The following is an 18,071-nucleotide window of genomic DNA, read 5'->3' on the forward strand; positions in this document are numbered from 1 at the left end:
AAAAATGCCCTTCCTGTTTTATCTGGTTAATTCTTCGTAAACTTTCTTCTCCCATGGTTTGATGTCGGTAACACCGTATCTTTCCTTTTTTGAAATTGCAATATTATCCAGCACATCAACGAAATTTTTATAATTGGCGTCGTCGGTGGGTTCAATAATAATGGTGAAATTTTCTTTTTTAGGCGCTTTATTATAAGCCTCGGAAATAATCTTCGTGATATTCAGCCCGTTGAAATCCGTTTCTTTCAGATTATTCTTGTTTAAATCTTCTTTGGACTGCTGATGATAAAATACCCTGTTGTCTTTACCGAGAATAAAAGTAACCTGATTCTTTGGAAGAATGTCATAATGTTTTGGACTTGGATTGGGATCTTTCGCCGGCAATCCCAGATCCATCACATTCGGTTTTGTAAAATTGGTGGTAAACATAAAGAAGGTGATCAATAAAAATCCCAGATCTACCATCGGGGTCATATCCACGCGGATTAATTTTTTTCTCTGCTTGCTTCCGCCCTGCTTTTCCTGTGCAATTACTTCTGCCATAATTATTAGTTTTTAAATGTTAAACAGTTTTTAATAAAAGATATTGAATACTTATTTTTATAACGGAATATATACAAAATTCGTACCTGAAATATAAAATCGGTATTAAGTATTAAATTGATTGAGTATTAAACATATTATTTATCAGCAGAATAAAATAAATTCTGTTTAATGAATATCATCCGTATGAAACAAAAAACTCACGCCTTTCAGCATGAGTTTTAAAAATATTTGAAAATTTTTATTTATTCTGTTTATAATAATTGACGCCGCATTCCAGGAATTTTTTGAATTTTTCCTTTTCCATGTATCCAGAAACCGGCGTGTTGATCACTTTTCCATCCGGAGTCAGCAAAACATAATGCGGCTGGGAGTTGTTGTTGAAATTTGCGGTCTGGAACAAGCTCCATCGGTCTCCGATGGTCTGTACTTTTTTCATCTGCCCGTCTCCAAGGTCAATTTTAGTTTTCTGCTCTTCAGGAAGCTCTTCCTTATCGTCAACGTATAAAGAAGCGAGCACTACATCATTTTGGAGAATCGGTAGAATATCCGCCTGGCTCCAAACGAATTCCTCCATTTTACGGCAGTTTTCACAGCCATAACCGGTAAAGTCGATCAGGATCGGTTTGTTTTCTTTCTTAGCAATTTCAATGGCTTTAAAGAAATCGTGCTCAGGATGCATTCCCAGGATTCCGTCTTTTTCGTCATGGAAGTAGCTGACGTTCAGCGGAGGCAAAATTCCGCTTAACAGCTGCAGTTTCGGACGGTCGGATGGAATTAATCCTTGGATCAGGTAAATCACAAAACCGATTCCCAATACACCCAATACTTTTCTTGTGATGGAAATCTTCGGTTTTTTGTCATCGTGCGGGAATCTGATTAATCCGAATAAATAGATCACCAAACCGATGGCTACAATAATCCAGATGGCAATGAAGAGTTCTCTTTTAATTAAAAATGTTTTAGAAACAAGATCAGCTTTTGAAAGGAACTTTAAAGCCAGAGCCAATTCTACAAATCCTAAAACCACTTTTACCGTATTCATCCAGCCCCCTGATTTCGGAAGACTTTGCAAGGCCTGAGGGAACAAAGCCAGCAATCCGAAGACAATCGCCCAGGCCAGCCCAAAACCGCCTAAAGCAAAGGTTAAGAGCATCGGAACGTTAGCCGAACCGGTAATGGCGCTTCCCAGCAAACTTCCTAAGATCGGACCTGTACAGGAGAAGGAAACAATCACCAGCGTTAAAGCCATAAAGAAAATTCCGATAATTCCTCCTGCCTCTTCCGCCTTTGAAGATTTATTGGCAATCGAACTCGGCAGAGTAATGTCGTAGTATCCGAAAAAGCTTCCTGCGAAGAAAATGAAGATAATAAAGAATACAATATTTAGCCAGACATTGGTCGAAATTTCGTTAAAAATATTTCCTGCGATCCCATCGATCAGGTGGAAAGGTACGCTCAGTAAAACGAAGATGAGCAAAATAAAGAAACCATAAATCAGAGCATCTCTTTTCCCTTTCGCCGGGTTTTTATTCCCTTTCGTAAAGAATGAAACCGTTAACGGAATCATGGGGAACACACACGGAGTAAGCAGGGCAATTAACCCTCCGATAAATCCTAATAAAAGATACGTCCAATAGTTTTCGCTGATCTTGGAAGACCCGGTTCCGCAGTCTGTCAAAGGGTTTTTAATATCGATGGATGATATTTTCAATTGCTTAGGATCCAATTTGGATGATTCCGTTACGGTGATTTCTCCTTCTGAAGGATTCTCCGTAACTGTTTCAACGACTGCCGGATTTTTTACGGAATTTTTGGCAGGCTCCTCTTTTTCGTCCGTCTTGGTTTCTACAGCGCCCTTTGGTGTTACCTGTTTGTTGAATTCCAGCGTATTCGGTGCCAGGCAAACCCTGTCGTCACACGTCTGATAAGTAATTTCTGCAACTACATCTCCAGGCTTTGTTCCGTCTTTTAATTTAAATTTCTGCTTAAAGCCTGCTGCATCAGAATAAAAAACAATCTTTCCGCCGAAAGCCTCAGAAAATTCTTCATGCTTTTTACCGGTTTCCGTAAATTTCCCGATCAGTTCGATGTTTTTTCCTGAAACCTTGTAGCTGGTCGGAATTCCGGTGTCTTCAGGAAGATCTTTGGAATAGATGTGCCAGCCGCTTTCCATCGTCGCATTCAGCACCGCTTCGTATTGGTTGTCGCCTAATTCGTTGATGGTGAATTTAAATTTTACAGGATTTTTGATTTGTGCATTGATTCCGGTTGCCAAAAACAACAGAATCAATAAAAACCAGTTTCTAAACTTCATTTTACTTTTTATTAAAAATTTTGAGAATATGTTCGGTATTCTCATCCTTAGAATTTCTTCGGTCCTGTCGGAACGGAATCACCCCGAGTACGGAATTTTCGCCGTCGGCCAGAAGCCATATTTTTTGCCTCGCTAAAATAGATAATTTTTCGTCCCTAAAAAACTTGGAAACTTTCTTTTTCCCTGAAAATCCGGAAGGATAAAATTCGTCCCCATCCTTCGGTCTTCGTAAAAGCAAAGGAAAGCGAAGTTTGCGGGCGTCAAAGTCCCATTCGAAACTTTTATTGATTTCCTCGATTCCCATTATATTTTCGAGATTTAGGGCGATCCGGTTTTCAGAAAAATCATATTTTTCAATTAAAAGAATCTTCTGAGCACGGTCCGGTATTTCCGTTTCTGGTTTTTTGATGAAAATCAGTTCGTCATAACTTACCGTCAGCTGATATTCTTCAGATAAAAATAAGCTCCCGTTTTCGGCAGTAAAAATTTTAGGAATTTCCTGCTCCTGATCAAAACCGTATTTCTTTAAGATTTCAAATTTTACGAAATTACTCTCCCGGCTGAGCTGTTCTTTTGATAAAATTTTGTGGGATGGGTTAAACAGAGTAATGCGGTTTTCTATTTCGCCGATCTGCTGCTGAATGAAATCTTTAGCCTGATTCAGATAAGAAGTACTCTTTCTGAAATTATCTAAAAAATGGTCATTGGTTTCCATCAGTTTCGGAACAATCTCATTCCTGATTTTATTTCTCAGATAATCACTTTTCTTATTAGAGAGATCTTCCCGGTATTCAATTTGGTTCTCTCTTGCAAAAGCATAAATTTCTTCTTTTGAAAAGGACAGAAGCGGACGCAGAATATGGTTGTCATTGGCCGGAATTCCACTTAATCCTTGAATTCCCGCTGCTTTTGACAGATTGATGATAAAAGTTTCCAGCTGATCATTCAGATGGTGGGCCGTAACGAGGAATTCCAGGTTCTCCATCGTCCGGATCTGTTTGAAAAAATCATACCGCAGCTCTCTTGCCCATAGCTGGATGGAATTTTCAGGCTTGCGGTCTTTCTCTGAAACCGAATATAAATGAAATTTAATATGGTGCTTTTCGCAGAAGTCCTCTACGGTTTTCTGATCCAGATCCGAATCTTCTCCGCGGAGCTTATAATTGATATGTGCTACCTGAAATTTGATCCCTAACTCCTTAAAACAGTACGCCAGAACCATAGAATCAGCACCACCGCTAACGGCAAGCAGATAGCTTTGATTTTCAGGAAAATGAATTAATTTACCCAGCTGGCTTTTAAACACTGATAGGTTCAACATAGAGGTTAGGAATTCTTTATGCAAAGATAACTCATATAATTAAAATGAATTTTGTTACCTTTGGTCCGTCTAAAAATGATTATTTATGAAAATTTTTAAAATTTTAGCAGTTTCTGCAATGGCGCTGGGAATGACATCTTGTATCAGCAAAAAGCAGTATGACGCGTTAAGCTCAAATTACAAACAGTGTATAGAAAATGTAGGGGAAAGACAGAGGGAAATTCAGGATCTGAAGTCTCAGAATTCAGCATTGGCGAGTGAGAACAACTTATTAAAAAGCCAGCATGATGCTTTAAAGTCTTCATTGGATGCATGTCTTTCCAACTCAGGGAAAAGCTCTGCAAATATCGATAAGCTGGTAGGGGAAATCAACTCTTCCAACTCTTATATCAAGCAATTGATTTCAAGCAATGCGAAAAACGACAGTTTGAATCTGGCATTGTCAAACAAACTGAAAAGATCTTTGGATAATGTAGCAGACAGCGATGTTCAGGTAAAAGTTCTAAAAGGAGTGGTAATGATTTCACTTTCGGACAAAATGTTATACAAAACCGGAGATTACAACGTATTGCCTGCCGCTCAGGAAGTGTTAGGAAAAGTAGCTAAAGTAATCAACGATTACGATAAATATTCAGTATTGATCGAAGGAAATACCGATAATGCGGCTTTAAATTCTCCGAATCTGCCAAGAGACAACTGGGATCTTTCTGCTTTAAGAGGAACTTCCGTAGCAAAAATCTTACAGACTCAGTTTGGGGTTGATCCTGCAAGAATCACAGCAGGCGGACGTTCCGAATATAATCCTAAAGCAACCAACATGAGCGTTTCCGGAAGAGCTGAAAACAGAAGAACGGAAATCATCATCATGCCTAAGCTGGATGAATTCATGAAACTGATGGATATTGCACCGAAGAAATAATTTAAATATCCTAATCAATAAAAAAGAAATCCCGAAGCAATTCGGGATTTTCTTTTTTAGCTCATCAAATCACATCTTCTTTTTTAAGGAGAGAAATAATTCTTTGAAAAAATGAATTGGATATTTCTTGCTTTGTTTTCTTTGAAAAAGAACCCGAGGTGCCTTTCGGCACCGGATTCTTTTGATTCTCGTGGTTAATTTGTTTTTTTTCTGAAAACATTATTTCGTGTGTTTTTACCCCTCGATGCAAAGGTAGATTGATCTGGAAAACGGCACCATCCGTATTTTTACGGTATTTATATCCGGGATTTTCCCATGTCTTCAGAATCTTTGGGTTTATTTATGCGTTTTTGTTATATTTAAGTAAATTTGAATTGCCTAAAATTTGTAGAATGAGCTTTTTTGAAGAAAAAAATCCGGAGATGGACAGGTACCTTGAAACCCATGCTTCGTCGGAACCTGAAATCCTGAGAAAACTAAGACGGGAGACTTATCAGAAGACTACGCAACCGCATATGATTTCGGGATACCAGCAGGGAAGATTGCTGACGATTATCTCCCGGATGATGCAGCCCAGAAATATTCTGGAGATAGGAACCTTTACCGGCTATGCCACGCTCTGCCTTACGGAAGGAATGGCAAAAGACGGAAAAATAACGACTTTGGATGTAAATGAAGATTTAGCCTATCTCCCGAGAAAATATTTTGCAGAAAGTGAGTTTTCGAGGCAGATCGATTTCAGGCTTCAGGATGCAAAAGAATTTCTAAAGGAAACGGATGAGGTTTTCGATCTGGTTTTTATTGATGCGGATAAAGAAAATTACGCAGAATATTTCAGGCTGATCAAGCCAAGGACAAAATCAGGATCGGTCGTAATGTTCGATAACGTGCTTTGGTACGGAAAAGTGCTGGAGGAAAACCCTAAGCAGAAATCTACCCAGGTAATTAAGGAATTGAATGATTTGATCGCGAAAGATGACGATTTTGAAAATCTTATTTTACCTTTGCGGGACGGGGTGAATTTCCTGAGAAGAAAATAGATGAAGGTGAGTTTAAAGTTAAGATATGTGAAATGATTTCTAAATCTTAACCTGAACCTTAAACGTAATATAAACTGATGAATAAAGGAATTTGTAGTGTCACAGTTGCACCGGTCCGGGCAGAAGCTTCTGACCGTGCTGAAATCGTTACCGAAATACTTTTTGGCGAAAGTGCGGATATTCTGGAAGTCAATAAGAACTGGACGAGAATAAAAATGCACTACGACGGTTATGAAGGATGGATGGATACCAAACAGATCCGTCCGGTGGCAGATGAAATCTTGGCAAAACGTAAAGTGACCGTCGTAACCGAAGATTTTGCATCGGTGTTGATGAATGACGGGAAAACCTTGCTTTCGATGGGTTCGGAAGTGGAGTTTCCGGCGGTTGCTTCCAGACGGAGCCATGATGTACGTGAAAGTATTGCTTTGACGGCTAAAGAATTTATCAACGTCCCATACTTATGGGGCGGGAAAAGCTTTTTTGCGGTGGACTGTTCCGGATTTACCCAGCTGGTCTATAAAATTCATGAGATTAAATTACCCAGAGATGCTTCCCAGCAGGTAAACGTTGGGGAATCTTTAAGCTTTGTTGAAGAAAGCCGGCCCGGCGATCTTGCCTTTTTTGAAAACCCGGAAGGGAAAATCGTTCATGTCGGCATCATGCTGGAAAATCAGAGGATTATCCACGCTTCGGGAAAAGTAAGAATCGATACGCTGGATTCTACCGGGATCTTCAATAAAGAACTGAACAAGCATACGCATAAGCTGAGAGTGATTAAAAGTGTAATCTAAAATTACAACAGATCTGAAATGGAAAATATTCTTTTGGGCATTTTCGATATTTTAAATTTTGGATTGCTGGTTTTCTTGTGGTGGTTTACCATAAAACACTATAAACTTTTACCACAGATTATTCCTACCCATTTCGATTTCGACGGAAAGGCAGATAACTTCGGCAGTAAAAAATATTCTTTTCTCATGCCGGTGGTTTTAACCGTTCTGTATTTTTTCTTTGCTTATTTGGTCAGTAATCCAGGAGCTTCCAATTATCCCGTAGAAATTACCGAAGAGAATAAAAATGCACAATTTTTGATAATGAAAATTTTTGTAAGATGGCTCTTGCTGTTGATCTCTCTAATCTTTCTGAACAGCCAGGATTATATGTTCAGATACTCCAGGGATGAAGAAGCAAAGCCTAAGATAGCAATGTCTTCGGCCTTGTTTTCGGTGATTGGTAGCCTGATTGTTTTGTTCATTTTCGTAGGTATTTTTAAATGATGCAACAAAATAGTTCAGAAGTAAATATTTTTGACGAATTAACGGGCTTAATGTCTTTAGATTTTGGACCTTTTAACATAATGATCGTAAAAAATTAAAATTGAATATGATGGCTTTTCTTTACAACCTATTCATCAATTTGCTTATCTTCGGGATGAAGATTTTTTCTTTATTTAATGATAAAACGAAGAAAGGCGTTGAGGGCAGAAAAGAATCTTTACAGAAAGTAAAATCCGGATTTTCAAAGTCCGATAAGGTAATCTGGATGCATGCTTCCAGCCTAGGAGAATATGAACAGGGACTTCCTGTTCTGGAAAGATTAAAAGCTCATTTTTCTGACCATAAAATTCTGATCACTTTCTTCTCGCCATCAGGCTACGAGCATATTGTCAATAAAAGACATATTGCTGATGTCATCTGTTACCTGCCTTTCGATAGAAAATCTGATGTAAAAGAATTTGTTGCTCAACTTGATGTTCAACTATTTTTTACGGTGAAATACGATTACTGGTACAACCTGCTGGAAGAGCTGAAGAATAAAGGTGCTAAAACGTATGTAATATCCGCTTTGTTTTATGACCGGCAATCTTTCTTTACTTCGTACGGTAAATGGTTTGTAGAACAGCTGCAGAAAAATATAGATTGGTTTTTCCACCAGACCGAAATGTCTTATGCTTTGGCTAAAAGTGTTGGCCTGACAAAATCCTCAGTAACCGGAGATACGAGATTCGACCGGGTAAAGCAATTAAGGAACCGGAACAACCATGTTGATTTTATACGCGAATTTATTGGCAAAGATAAAGCCGTTGTTTTCGGAAGCTCGTGGCAGGCAGAAGAAAAAATCGTTGAAGAAGTTTCACAGTTAAGCCCTTACGCTAAACTGATCGTTGCACCACATGATCTCAAAAGAGTTCAGAGTTTGAAACAGATGTTCCCGAATGCGCTTTTGTACAGTAAAATAGATAGCTCGATAAATGATTCAGATTCCCATATTTTAATCATAGACAGCATCGGGCTGCTATCCAAACTCTATTCTTATGCCGATATCGCGGTGGTAGGCGGCGGTTTTCATGAGGCTGGGCTGCATAATATTCTTGAAGCGGCTACTTTTGGGGTTCCCGTTATCTTTGGGAACCATTACCGGAAAAACCCGGAAGCCGATGAGCTGGTTGCTGTAGATGGAGGAAGGGCGTTTGAAAATACCGGTCTCGCAGCCGATTTTGTTTTATTCCTGATCAATAATGAAGAGCTGCTGAAATCAATGTCTGAGAACGCTGAGAATTTTGTTTCCGGAAAACCTGAATCTACGGAGCTGATCTTGGAGAAAATGTTATCTTAAAAATCCCCGGCTCTTAATTCCTTTGATGATTTCATCAAAATTTTCAGGAATCTGATCGCTGGTCAGCCATTTGAAATCGATTCCGTTGTTGATGAACAGCTTGGAAAGGTATTTGTTCTGAAGGATTTTTTCCTTTAATGAGTCTAGGTACTCGTCAATTTCCATCCAGTAATCCGCATCCAGTTTCCTGGTTAGCAGCAGCGCTTTTACAGTTTTATTGATCATATACATATACAGTTTGTAGATGTTGTCAAAACGTTGGCGGCTGAGATCATCATTATGTTTCAGGATCTCGTTTATCAATAAAAGATTTAGGGAAACCTCTCCAAACTTATCGGTGGTAATTTTTACATGCTCGGTAATTTCCGCACTGATTTTACGGATGCTCGACAAGAAATATTTTTGGTTGCTGATGTATTTGGAAGCCAGCAGCACTTTTTCCTGAACGATTTCTTCCATGGCATCCCGCTTATTGTCCGTTGTTTCAGGATCGATTAACTCGAAATATAATTTTTTGGATAATAGCTTGTCTTTTTTTAGCAGCCTGAAAATCAGCCGGTCTTTTTCTACAGACGAAAAATTGCTGAGGGCGGCCTTAAACTCTTTTGAATATTCCATTTTTAAATTTAATTAAAAATTTTCGAATATTTAAGAAATCCGTTCAATGCCCAGTTAGCGGTGTAATATAAAGAGGTAATGGTCGAAAAGCCCATGAATTCTTTATAAACGAGGTATTGGTCTTTAATGATGTTTTTCTTTTTTCTGGAAACACTGTTTTCGCGCATCCTGTATTTAGCCAGCGTTTTATTCAGCGGATAGCCTTTGGGAATTTCTTTTAAAAGATTCAGCCACATCACATGGTCTTCCCGTTTGCTTTTTACCGGGAAAAAAAATTTCCCGACTCTTTTGGTATCATACATCGTTGAGACTGGTGCCAGCCTGCAGGTTTTAAGCAAATTGGAAAAGGTAACTACAGTATCGGCTTCAAAATCTCTCAGGATCGGCTCCATGGTATGCTCATCGCATCTCGAATAATTGCAATACACCAATTCTGCTTTGTTTTCCTGCATAAAACCGGTCATCGTTTCCAGATATTCCGGATACCATAAGTCATCGGAATCCAGAAAGGCAATATATCTTCCTTCTGCCCGTTCCAGGCTTTTATTCCGGGCATTTCCGGCACCGCCGTTCTGCTTAAGAACCTGAAGCTTTATCCTGGGGTCATTGTATTTCCGGATAATTTCAGCAGTATTGTCTTTCGAACGGTCATCGGAAATCAGCCATTCCCAGTTTTCATAAGTCTGGTTAAGGACCGACTGTATTGTTTCCTCGATAAATTCTGCAGAATTATAAGAAGGCGTAATAATGGAAACCAGCTCTTTCATTTGTGTTTATAAAAATTTTTTCTCGTAAAAATGCCATGAACTTATCCCTACAGCGATGACGACCAGCATACAGGCCACAGCCATCAGGTAAGGATTGTAATCTTTAAAAAGCCCCAGCGTTGTAAAGGTCCTGATAATAGGGAAGTGGAAAATATAAATTCCGTACGTAAAATCACCGTATTTCCCGAAATTGTTCAGGAATTTAAGCGAGTATGCAATGTACAGGACAATAATCCCGATCATCATCGGTGAAAAAAGTTTGATGTTCAAAACCAGATCGATCCAGACCGTAAGAACGGCAATGATGAAAAGGGTGTTTTTATGTTTAATAAACTGATCAAAGTTAAAATAAATCAGCATTCCCGGAATAAAATAGGACAGGGTTCCCGGAAGCTGTTTGGCCATCGAGATTTTACCAAGCGACTCAAAATAATTCAGATAAACCAGTGATAGGAAATAAATAATAAGTAAACTGATGTTCCGGTATTTGTTGTTCTTTCCGAAAAGCAGGAAAAGCAGGGGAACACAGAAGTAATAGCTCATTTCTATTTTCATGGTCCATAACGCTCCGTTCACAGCCTGATTCCCGAAAACCCCGGGAAGCCACGGTGCTTTAAAATTTAAAAATATCGAGTTCCAGAACAGGTATTTGTATACCTGGGTATTGCTGAAATATTCTTTAAATGTATACGTACTTACAAGACTTAATAAAACAGCACAAAGAAAAACCACTAATAAATAAGCCGGAACAATTCTGCTGATTCTTTTTTTGAAATACCTTTTTAAGCTTGAAGACCGGTCATAGCTTCTTGCAATAAGAAAGCCGCTGACAACGAAAAACCCGAAAACGGCAATCTCTACCGGGCTGTTCTCAAAAACTTTGAGTTCAGGAGAAGCACTTAAAGCGCCCAAATGCCCGACGAAAACGATAAAAGCGAGGAGAACACGGATGAAGTCAAAATTATTTTTCGTGATGTCTTGCATTTGCCTTGTTTTGTGCAAAAATAGTTTTTTTCGCAGAATACAGACCGCTTTCTTATGGCTAATGTTTATTAAATAAAGGTCATTTAAAAGATTTTATAGTGCCCGTAAACAGAAAACAATAAATTTTAATAATATTTTTTCAAAAATATTGTATAATAATATAAATAAATCATAATTTTAGCGCTTGAAAAATTTGATACATGAAGAAATTAGCATTATTATTTGCAGGTTTGTCATTATTCGTAGCAACAGGTTGTAACGACGATAACACGGAAGTAATTGAAGCTCCGCTGGTAGGCGTTTGGCAGCCGACAAAGAAAGTAGTAACCACCGTACCAACTACAGGGACGCCGGTTTCCGATGGAATTTCTTTTGACACCACATGTCAACAAACATCAAGATGGACTTTTTCCTCAGGAAATGCAGGGAAAAGAAAAGATATGGGAGACAGCTCTACGCCGGGAACCTGTACACCGACTTTCGACAGAACCTTCAGCTATACTTACGATAAAGGCAGCAAAGCCATCCAGATCAAATATCAGGGAATCGTGCAGCCGGATCAGGGAAAAATTATCAGCATCAGCGATACTTCTCTGAATATTATGTTTGAAGATAAAACGGATCCTACTACATTTCGTTCTGAAACCTACACGTTTAAGAGAATTCCTCAGTAATATCTGAATAATTAATATCATATAAAATCTCATCTTACGGTGGGATTTTTTGTTTTACGAGATTTAATTCAAAATTAAATTTACATTTCTTTTAAAATCATTATTTTTGTGAATCTTGAATCAGACAGTAATTATAATTGATCTGATTTCAAAAGTCTAACATCTAACATCTATAATAAAAAGTGTTTTACGATCATCAGCAGATAGAAAAAAAGTGGCAGAAATACTGGGAAGACCATCAAACGTATAAAACTTCCAACAGCACAGAAAAACCTAAATTTTATGTTCTCGATATGTTTCCGTATCCATCCGGTGCAGGGCTTCACGTAGGCCATCCGCTTGGGTATATTGCTTCCGACATTTATGCGAGATACAAAAGGCACCAGGGATTCAATGTGCTTCACCCGGTAGGCTACGACAGTTTTGGACTTCCTGCTGAGCAGTATGCCATCCAGACTGGGCAGCACCCGGCGATCACTACTGAGAAAAACATTACAAGATATGAGGAGCAGCTGAGAAAAATCGGTTTCTCGTTCGACTGGAGCCGTGAAGTGAGAACTTCCGATCCTTCTTATTATAAATGGACGCAATGGATCTTTATTGAGCTGTTCCATTCGTGGTATAACAAAAATACCGACAAGGCAGAATCTATCAAAACACTTATAAAGCATTTTGAAGAAAGAGGAACAGAATGGCTGAACGCCAATCAGAACGATGAACTTGATTTCACCGCAGAAGAATGGAATGCTGCTTCTGAAATCGATAAAGAAGATATCCTTTTAAACTACCGTCTGGCTTACCGGGCAGAGACTACCGTAAACTGGTGCCCGGCTTTGGGAACGGTTTTGGCAAACGATGAGGTAAAAGACGGAAAATCTGAGAGAGGAGGATATCCTGTTTTCCAGAAGAAAATGATGCAGTGGAGCATGAGGATTTCGGCTTATTCCGAAAGATTATTGCAGGGATTAAAAACACTGGACTGGCCACAGCCCCTGAAAGATTCCCAGGAATACTGGATCGGAAAATCTCAGGGCGCCCAGGTTAAATTCAGCATCGAAGGGCAGAATGAAGTGATAGAGGTTTTCACTACGAGGCCTGATACAATTTTCGGAGCAACATTTATGGTACTGGCTCCTGAAAATCCTTTGGTCGAAACCCTTACAACCGAAGCGCAAAAAACGGAAATAGAAAACTATATTGAGGAAACTTCCAAAAAAACCGAAAGAGATAGGATGTCTGACGTGAAAAACGTTTCAGGTGCCTTTACTGGAAGTTATGCTGTAAATCCTTTCAGTGGGGAGAGAATGCCTGTTTTTATTTCGGATTATGTACTGATGGGCTATGGAACCGGTGCCGTTATGGCTGTTCCTGCACATGATGAACGCGATCACCGTTTTGCAAAGAAATTCAATCTTGAAATCAAGAAAGTAGTGGAAACGGACGAAGACGTTCAGGAAGCTTCTTTTGATTCTAAAGATTCGGTATGTGTGAATTCCGATTTCCTAAACGGACTGAATTATAATGATGCAAAAGCATTGATTATTTCTGCTATTGAGAAAAAGGGAATTGGCCACGGAACCACCAACTACAGACAGCGTGATGCGATTTTCTCCAGACAGCGGTACTGGGGTGAACCCGTTCCTGTATATTATAAGGATGGAATGCCATACACCTTGCCTGCTTCTGCATTGCCACTCGAACTTCCGGAGGTTGAAAAATATTTACCGACCGAAGACGGGGATCCGCCACTAGGAAATGCAAAAACGTTTGCATGGGATGAAATCAGCCAGAAAGTAGTGGACACTGATTTGATTAATGAAACAACCATTTTCCCATTAGAGTTATCAACAATGCCAGGTTGGGCGGGAAGCTCCTGGTATTTCCTGAGATATATGGATCCGAATGATGACGAAGTTTTTGTTAAAAAAGAACTTGCCGATTATTGGGGACAGGTGGATTTATACATTGGCGGAAGCGAGCATGCTACCGGTCACTTATTGTATTCCCGTTTCTGGAATATGTTTTTAAAGGACAGAGGATATATCGATCATAACGAACCTTTCCAAAAACTAATCAACCAAGGGATGATTTTGGGGATGAGTGCGTTTGTTTATAGAATCGACGGTACCAATCAGTATGTATCTAAAAATCTGGCAAAAGATTACCAGACTCAACAGATTCATGTAGATGTATCTTTATTAAAAGGAACTTCCGATGAGTTAGATACGGAAGCATTCAAAGCATGGAGACCGGATTATGCCGATGCCGAATTTATTTTGGAAGATGGAAAATATATTACCGGCCGAGAAGTTGAGAAAATGTCCAAGTCAAAATATAATGTCGTAAATCCGGATGACATCTGTGAGGAATATGGAGCAGACGGATTGAGGCTGTACGAAATGTTCTTGGGACCGTTGGAACAATCAAAGCCTTGGAATACACAGGGGCTAAGCGGCGTTTATGGTTTTCTTAAAAAATTCTGGAACCTGTATTTTGACGGAGATATATTCTCTGTTTCCAATGAAGAGCCGACGAAAGCGGAATATAAAGTATTGCATACCTTAATAAAGAAGGTGGTTTACGATATTGAAAATTTCTCTTTCAATACCTCCGTTTCATCATTCATGATCGCAGTAAACGAATTGCAAAAAATAAAATGCAACAAACGCAATATTTTAGAACCTCTTGCCGTTATCATTTCTCCATATGCCCCGCACATCTGTGAAGAGCTTTGGAATTTATTGGGACACAACGAATCCATTGAATTCGAAAAATTCCCTGCACTGAATGAAGACTACCTGGTAGAAGATGAGATCCAGTATCCGGTAAGTGTGAATGGTAAAATGAAGTTCAAAATTTCACTTTCTGCTCAGCTTACGCCGAAAGAAGTGGAAGATGTGGTATTAAAAGATGAAAAAATGCAGCAGATTCTGGAAGGTAAAGCACCGAAGAAAATCATTGTAGTGCCTCACAGAATTGTGAATATAGTAATTTAAATAAAAATTAACATTGGCAAATTAAAAAAAATGCAGGCCAAAATTTTTTATATTTTCAATGTAAATATGTAAATTGAAAAATATTACCAAAAAAAGATAAAATAATTATAATATCGAAAGTGTATTAAAATTTTCTTATCAAAAAAATGGTAAATGTTTATTTAAGACTCTTGCATTTTAATTATTTTTGCCTTTAATTTACACCTTGTAAAATTTTAAAACAATATAATTTAGTTAAATATGGAAATGAATGTTTCAAAAAATGATGAGCAAGTAATTGCTAGAAAATCGGGAGGTTTAAACCCGGCTATTATTATTCCTATCATCTTTGCAATAGGAATTTGTATTTATTTATTCGTCTTGGGTAGCCCAGGAAACTTTAAAGATGCAGACAAGCTTGGTGCAGGATCTGTTGCTTTTTCCGATGTTGAAGGAAAAGACATTCACCCAGAGTCGTTTTTAGGTATTATTTACAAAGGAGGTGTTATCGTACCGATCCTTATTACCTTCATGCTTACCGTAATCGTGTTCTCAATTGAAAGAGCATTGGTTTTAGGTAGAGCTGCAGGAAAAGGAAACCTAGACAACTTCGTTATTCAGGTTAGAAGCTTGCTAAACCAGAACAAAATTGATGAAGCTTTAGAAGAGTGCGACAGACAACAAGGTTCTGTAGGTAATGTAGTGAAAGAAGGTCTTACGACTTACAAAGCTTTATCTCACGATACGACTCTTAACAAAGAGCAAAAAATGGTAGCGCTTAACAAAGCGATCGAAGAGGCTACAACTCTTGAAATGCCAATGCTTGAGAAAAACATGATGATCCTTTCTACTTTAGGTACTGTTGCAACGTTAGTAGCACTATTAGGTACGGTAATCGGGATGATCAAGGCGTTCTTCGCATTAGGTTCAGGAGGTGGTACTCCGGATGCTGCTGCACTTTCTACAGGTATCTCCGAGGCTTTGATCAACACGGCTTTAGGTATCGGTACTTCAGCTATCGCTATCATCCTTTATAATTACTTTACTTCTAAAATCGACGGATTAACTTATAAGATCGATGAGATCGCTATGAGCATCCAGCAGTCTTTCGCTGAATTCAACTAAGAATTAGCAAAGAATTTGTATACGTAAAAAGAAGTTTAATTAAAAATTATTAATAATAATGGCGAGAGTTAAACCAAAAAGACATGGAGTAGTGACGGATATGACGGCAATGTGTGACGTTGCATTCCTACTGCTTACATTCTTTATCTTGACCACTCAGTTTAAAAAACCTGACGTGGAGCAGATTAAACCGCCATCTTCAATATCAGAGAAGTTACTTCCTGATGCCAGCTTGATGACCATCAACGCTACTCCAGACGGGAAATTTTATTTCCAGCCTGTAGAAAATGCATCAGAAAGATTACAGCTTTTGGACAATATGGGTAAAAAGTACGGTGTTACTTTTGACAATAACGAAAAAGCTGCATTCCAAAAAGTACAAGCTATCGGCGTTCCTATGAACCAGCTGAAAAGCTATCTTGATTTGCCAGATGACGAGCAGAAGAATTTCAAGAGTCCTACCGGGATTCCTATGGATAGTACAAATAAGCAATTAGTAGATTGGGTAAAAGAAAGTTTGGCCGTTAATCCTGAATATAAATTAGCGATTAAAGGAGACGTTACTACCGAATATCCGAAAGTTAAAAGCTTATTTGAGGGTTTAAGAGATATCGATTTTCTTAAATTTTGGTTGATTACATCACAAGAAGGTAAACCTAATGAATAATATCATTTAGAAATGGCAGAAGTACAAGTACAGGAAAAGGGCGCCAAAGGCGGCAAGGTACGTTCCAAGAAACAGAGTACCAGAGTCGATATGACTCCGATGGTGGACTTGGGTTTTCTATTGATTACCTTCTTTATGTTCACAACCACATTCTCTAAACCGAATGTGATGGATTTGGGTCTTCCGGCAAAACCGAAAGATGAAAAACAAAAACCACCTCCAACTGAAATTAAACTTTCGAATTCTATTTCTTTATTATTAGGAAAAGACAATAAGATTTTCTGGCACCAGCAGGATAATACCTCTCTTACCGATCAGAATCTTAATGAAACTACTTTCGATAGAGAAGGAATTAGAAAGGTGATTGAGCAGGCAAAAGCAAATGCGGCAGATAAATCCAAATTTACGGTGATTATCAAACCGACTGACGATGCTGTATACAAAAACTTTGTAGATATTCTTGACGAAATGGCCATCACAAAGAGTGAGCAGTACGGGGTTACCGATCTGAAGCCTTGGGAAAAAGCTATTTACGATAGAAAAGTTGGTAATTCTGGAGCAGCAGCTGCTGCGCCGGCTACAAAGTAATTTAAAACCATAATATTGTAAATCTATGGCAAATGAAAATGTATACGATTCTAATCTTACTTTAGATGAGATCGTATTTGAAAATAGAAACAAGGAATATGGTGCGTACGATTTAAGACATCAGTATCCAAAACTTCTGACGAAATCTTTCATCGTTGGAACAGCATTATTCCTAGTTGCTGCTTTGTCTCCATTTATTTATCTTACCATTAAGAGACTTACCGAGCCGCCTAAGCAAGAAGTTAAGGCGGACTTAGTAGAGATCCTGCAGGAAGACAAAATTATCGAGCAGCCGAAAGAAGAAGAACCACCTCCACCACCTCCACCGAAAGAAGAGGAAAAAATTGAGGTGATTCAAAACGTAGTTCCTGAGCCTGTAAAAGCTCCGAAAATTGAAACGCCACCGCCGCCAATTTCTAAGCAGTTGGAAACGACTACAGGTCTTACCAATCAGGAAGGGGTAAAGGCTCCGGCTTATACACCACCGCCACCACCGCCATCTACCGGTACAAGAGCATCAACTGCAGAGGTTAAGCCTCAGGTTAATGAGAACCAGGTATATACAGAAGTAGAGCAAACTGCTGAATTCCCTGGAGGTATTAACGCCTTCAGAAATAAGGTTTCCAGTAACTTTGACGGTTCTGCGATGAACGGTGATGAAGGTACGGTAAAAACGGAAATCACTTTCGTTGTAGAAAGAGATGGAAGTATTACCGATGTAAAAGCATCAGGAGGAAACTCCGATTTCAATGCTGAAGCGATCAGAACGATCAAATCGATTAAAAACAAATGGACTCCGGCTAAAATCAACGGACAGTCTGTACGTTACCGATTCAGATTACCACTGACGATGAACTTTGAAGGATAATTAATGTTATCTATCTTTTAAATAATATGAAAAAAGAGAAGCTTAT

General features: G+C 38.7%; 17 protein-coding genes. 11 read left to right on the top strand and 6 right to left on the bottom strand.

All coding sequences use genetic code 11. The features are described 5' to 3' along the window. Nucleotides 1–18: 18 nt before the first annotated feature. From QE422_RS04535 to tilS, 3 genes are all read right to left on the bottom strand, one after another. Nucleotides 19–543, bottom strand: coding sequence for a biopolymer transporter ExbD (locus QE422_RS04535; RefSeq protein ID WP_307455445.1), 525 nt, complete (start codon nt 541–543; stop codon nt 19–21). A 241-nt stretch (nt 544–784) separates the two neighbouring features. Next, on the bottom strand, nt 785–2,860 hold the full coding sequence (locus tag QE422_RS04540) for a cytochrome c biogenesis protein CcdA (RefSeq protein ID WP_307455447.1): 2,076 nt from the start codon (nt 2,858–2,860) through the stop codon (nt 785–787). A 1-nt stretch (nt 2,861) separates the two neighbouring features. Further along, on the bottom strand, nt 2,862–4,181 hold the full coding sequence (gene tilS / locus QE422_RS04545; protein ID WP_307455448.1) for a tRNA lysidine(34) synthetase TilS: 1,320 nt from the start codon (nt 4,179–4,181) through the stop codon (nt 2,862–2,864). A gap of 85 nt (nt 4,182–4,266) precedes the next feature. Here tilS and QE422_RS04550 point away from each other — a divergent pair, with 85 nt between their 5' ends. The 5 genes from QE422_RS04550 to QE422_RS04570 all read left to right on the top strand — a co-directional run bounded on the left by QE422_RS04550 (nt 4,267) and on the right by QE422_RS04570 (nt 8,759). Beyond that, on the top strand, nt 4,267–5,100 hold the full coding sequence (locus tag QE422_RS04550) for an OmpA family protein (protein ID WP_307455450.1): 834 nt from the start codon (nt 4,267–4,269) through the stop codon (nt 5,098–5,100). Between the two features lie 392 nt (nt 5,101–5,492). Continuing rightward, on the top strand, nt 5,493–6,140 hold the full coding sequence (locus QE422_RS04555) for an O-methyltransferase (RefSeq protein ID WP_307455452.1): 648 nt from the start codon (nt 5,493–5,495) through the stop codon (nt 6,138–6,140). A gap of 77 nt (nt 6,141–6,217) precedes the next feature. Beyond that, the gene (locus tag QE422_RS04560) at nt 6,218–6,934 is read left to right on the top strand and encodes a C40 family peptidase (RefSeq protein ID WP_307455455.1); all 717 of its coding nucleotides are present in this window, start codon (nt 6,218–6,220) and stop codon (nt 6,932–6,934) included. A gap of 18 nt (nt 6,935–6,952) precedes the next feature. Further along, complete coding sequence (locus QE422_RS04565; RefSeq protein ID WP_307455457.1) at nt 6,953–7,420, top strand: DUF1648 domain-containing protein; 468 nt, start codon at nt 6,953–6,955, stop codon at nt 7,418–7,420. Between the two features lie 109 nt (nt 7,421–7,529). Next, on the top strand, nt 7,530–8,759 hold the full coding sequence (locus QE422_RS04570; RefSeq protein WP_307462283.1) for a 3-deoxy-D-manno-octulosonic acid transferase: 1,230 nt from the start codon (nt 7,530–7,532) through the stop codon (nt 8,757–8,759). Here the strand turns inward: QE422_RS04570 and QE422_RS04575 are convergent. From QE422_RS04575 to QE422_RS04585, 3 genes are read right to left on the bottom strand one after another with little or no spacing between them, the layout of a single operon-like run. Next, a complete protein-coding gene (locus QE422_RS04575) occupies nt 8,751–9,377 on the bottom strand; it encodes a deoxyuridine 5'-triphosphate nucleotidohydrolase (RefSeq protein ID WP_307455459.1) in 627 nt (208 codons plus the stop codon). The genes QE422_RS04570 and QE422_RS04575 overlap by 9 nt on opposite strands. Nucleotides 9,378–9,385: 8 nt before the next feature. Then, on the bottom strand, nt 9,386–10,144 hold the full coding sequence (locus QE422_RS04580) for a glycosyltransferase family 2 protein (RefSeq protein ID WP_307455462.1): 759 nt from the start codon (nt 10,142–10,144) through the stop codon (nt 9,386–9,388). A gap of 6 nt (nt 10,145–10,150) precedes the next feature. Beyond that, nucleotides 10,151–11,128, bottom strand: a complete 978-nt coding sequence (locus tag QE422_RS04585) for an acyltransferase (RefSeq protein WP_307455464.1) — start codon at nt 11,126–11,128, stop codon at nt 10,151–10,153. Nucleotides 11,129–11,328: 200 nt separating this feature from the next. On the opposite strand from QE422_RS04585, the gene QE422_RS04590 reads away from it, so the two are divergent. The 6 genes from QE422_RS04590 (at nt 11,329) to QE422_RS04615 (ending at nt 18,025) form a co-directional block, all read left to right on the top strand. Next, the gene (locus QE422_RS04590; protein ID WP_307455466.1) at nt 11,329–11,802 is read left to right on the top strand and encodes a lipocalin family protein; all 474 of its coding nucleotides are present in this window, start codon (nt 11,329–11,331) and stop codon (nt 11,800–11,802) included. Between the two features lie 182 nt (nt 11,803–11,984). Next, nucleotides 11,985–14,798 carry a leucine--tRNA ligase gene (gene leuS / locus QE422_RS04595; RefSeq protein WP_307455468.1) on the top strand — a complete coding sequence of 938 codons (2,814 nt, stop codon included), beginning with the start codon at nt 11,985–11,987 and terminating at the stop codon, nt 14,796–14,798. A 240-nt stretch (nt 14,799–15,038) separates the two neighbouring features. After that, nucleotides 15,039–15,902 carry a MotA/TolQ/ExbB proton channel family protein gene (locus tag QE422_RS04600; RefSeq protein WP_294284941.1) on the top strand — a complete coding sequence of 288 codons (864 nt, stop codon included), beginning with the start codon at nt 15,039–15,041 and terminating at the stop codon, nt 15,900–15,902. A gap of 58 nt (nt 15,903–15,960) precedes the next feature. Further along, complete coding sequence (locus QE422_RS04605; protein ID WP_294284943.1) at nt 15,961–16,569, top strand: biopolymer transporter ExbD; 609 nt, start codon at nt 15,961–15,963, stop codon at nt 16,567–16,569. Nucleotides 16,570–16,581: 12 nt separating this feature from the next. Continuing rightward, a complete protein-coding gene (locus QE422_RS04610; RefSeq protein WP_294303248.1) occupies nt 16,582–17,157 on the top strand; it encodes a biopolymer transporter ExbD in 576 nt (191 codons plus the stop codon). Between the two features lie 25 nt (nt 17,158–17,182). After that, a complete protein-coding gene (locus QE422_RS04615; protein WP_307455470.1) occupies nt 17,183–18,025 on the top strand; it encodes an energy transducer TonB in 843 nt (280 codons plus the stop codon). The last annotated feature ends 46 nt before the right edge of the window (nt 18,026–18,071 follow it).

It is taken from the genome of Chryseobacterium sp. SORGH_AS_0447 (genome assembly GCF_030818695.1).
GTDB lineage: Bacteria > Bacteroidota > Bacteroidia > Flavobacteriales > Weeksellaceae > Chryseobacterium.

Coding starts and splice junctions, on each gene's coding strand:
- QE422_RS04535 (WP_307455445.1), bottom strand. CDS start 543: ATGGCAGAAGTAATTGCACAGGAAAAGCAGGGCGGAAGCAAGCAGAGA.
- QE422_RS04540 (WP_307455447.1), bottom strand. CDS start 2,860: ATGAAGTTTAGAAACTGGTTTTTATTGATTCTGTTGTTTTTGGCAACC.
- tilS (WP_307455448.1), bottom strand. CDS start 4,181: ATGTTGAACCTATCAGTGTTTAAAAGCCAGCTGGGTAAATTAATTCAT.
- QE422_RS04550 (WP_307455450.1), top strand. CDS start 4,267: ATGAAAATTTTTAAAATTTTAGCAGTTTCTGCAATGGCGCTGGGAATG.
- QE422_RS04555 (WP_307455452.1), top strand. CDS start 5,493: ATGAGCTTTTTTGAAGAAAAAAATCCGGAGATGGACAGGTACCTTGAA.
- QE422_RS04560 (WP_307455455.1), top strand. CDS start 6,218: ATGAATAAAGGAATTTGTAGTGTCACAGTTGCACCGGTCCGGGCAGAA.
- QE422_RS04565 (WP_307455457.1), top strand. CDS start 6,953: ATGGAAAATATTCTTTTGGGCATTTTCGATATTTTAAATTTTGGATTG.
- QE422_RS04570 (WP_307462283.1), top strand. CDS start 7,530: ATGGCTTTTCTTTACAACCTATTCATCAATTTGCTTATCTTCGGGATG.
- QE422_RS04575 (WP_307455459.1), bottom strand. CDS start 9,377: ATGGAATATTCAAAAGAGTTTAAGGCCGCCCTCAGCAATTTTTCGTCT.
- QE422_RS04580 (WP_307455462.1), bottom strand. CDS start 10,144: ATGAAAGAGCTGGTTTCCATTATTACGCCTTCTTATAATTCTGCAGAA.
- QE422_RS04585 (WP_307455464.1), bottom strand. CDS start 11,128: ATGCAAGACATCACGAAAAATAATTTTGACTTCATCCGTGTTCTCCTC.
- QE422_RS04590 (WP_307455466.1), top strand. CDS start 11,329: ATGAAGAAATTAGCATTATTATTTGCAGGTTTGTCATTATTCGTAGCA.
- QE422_RS04600 (WP_294284941.1), top strand. CDS start 15,039: ATGGAAATGAATGTTTCAAAAAATGATGAGCAAGTAATTGCTAGAAAA.
- QE422_RS04605 (WP_294284943.1), top strand. CDS start 15,961: ATGGCGAGAGTTAAACCAAAAAGACATGGAGTAGTGACGGATATGACG.
- QE422_RS04610 (WP_294303248.1), top strand. CDS start 16,582: ATGGCAGAAGTACAAGTACAGGAAAAGGGCGCCAAAGGCGGCAAGGTA.
- QE422_RS04615 (WP_307455470.1), top strand. CDS start 17,183: ATGGCAAATGAAAATGTATACGATTCTAATCTTACTTTAGATGAGATC.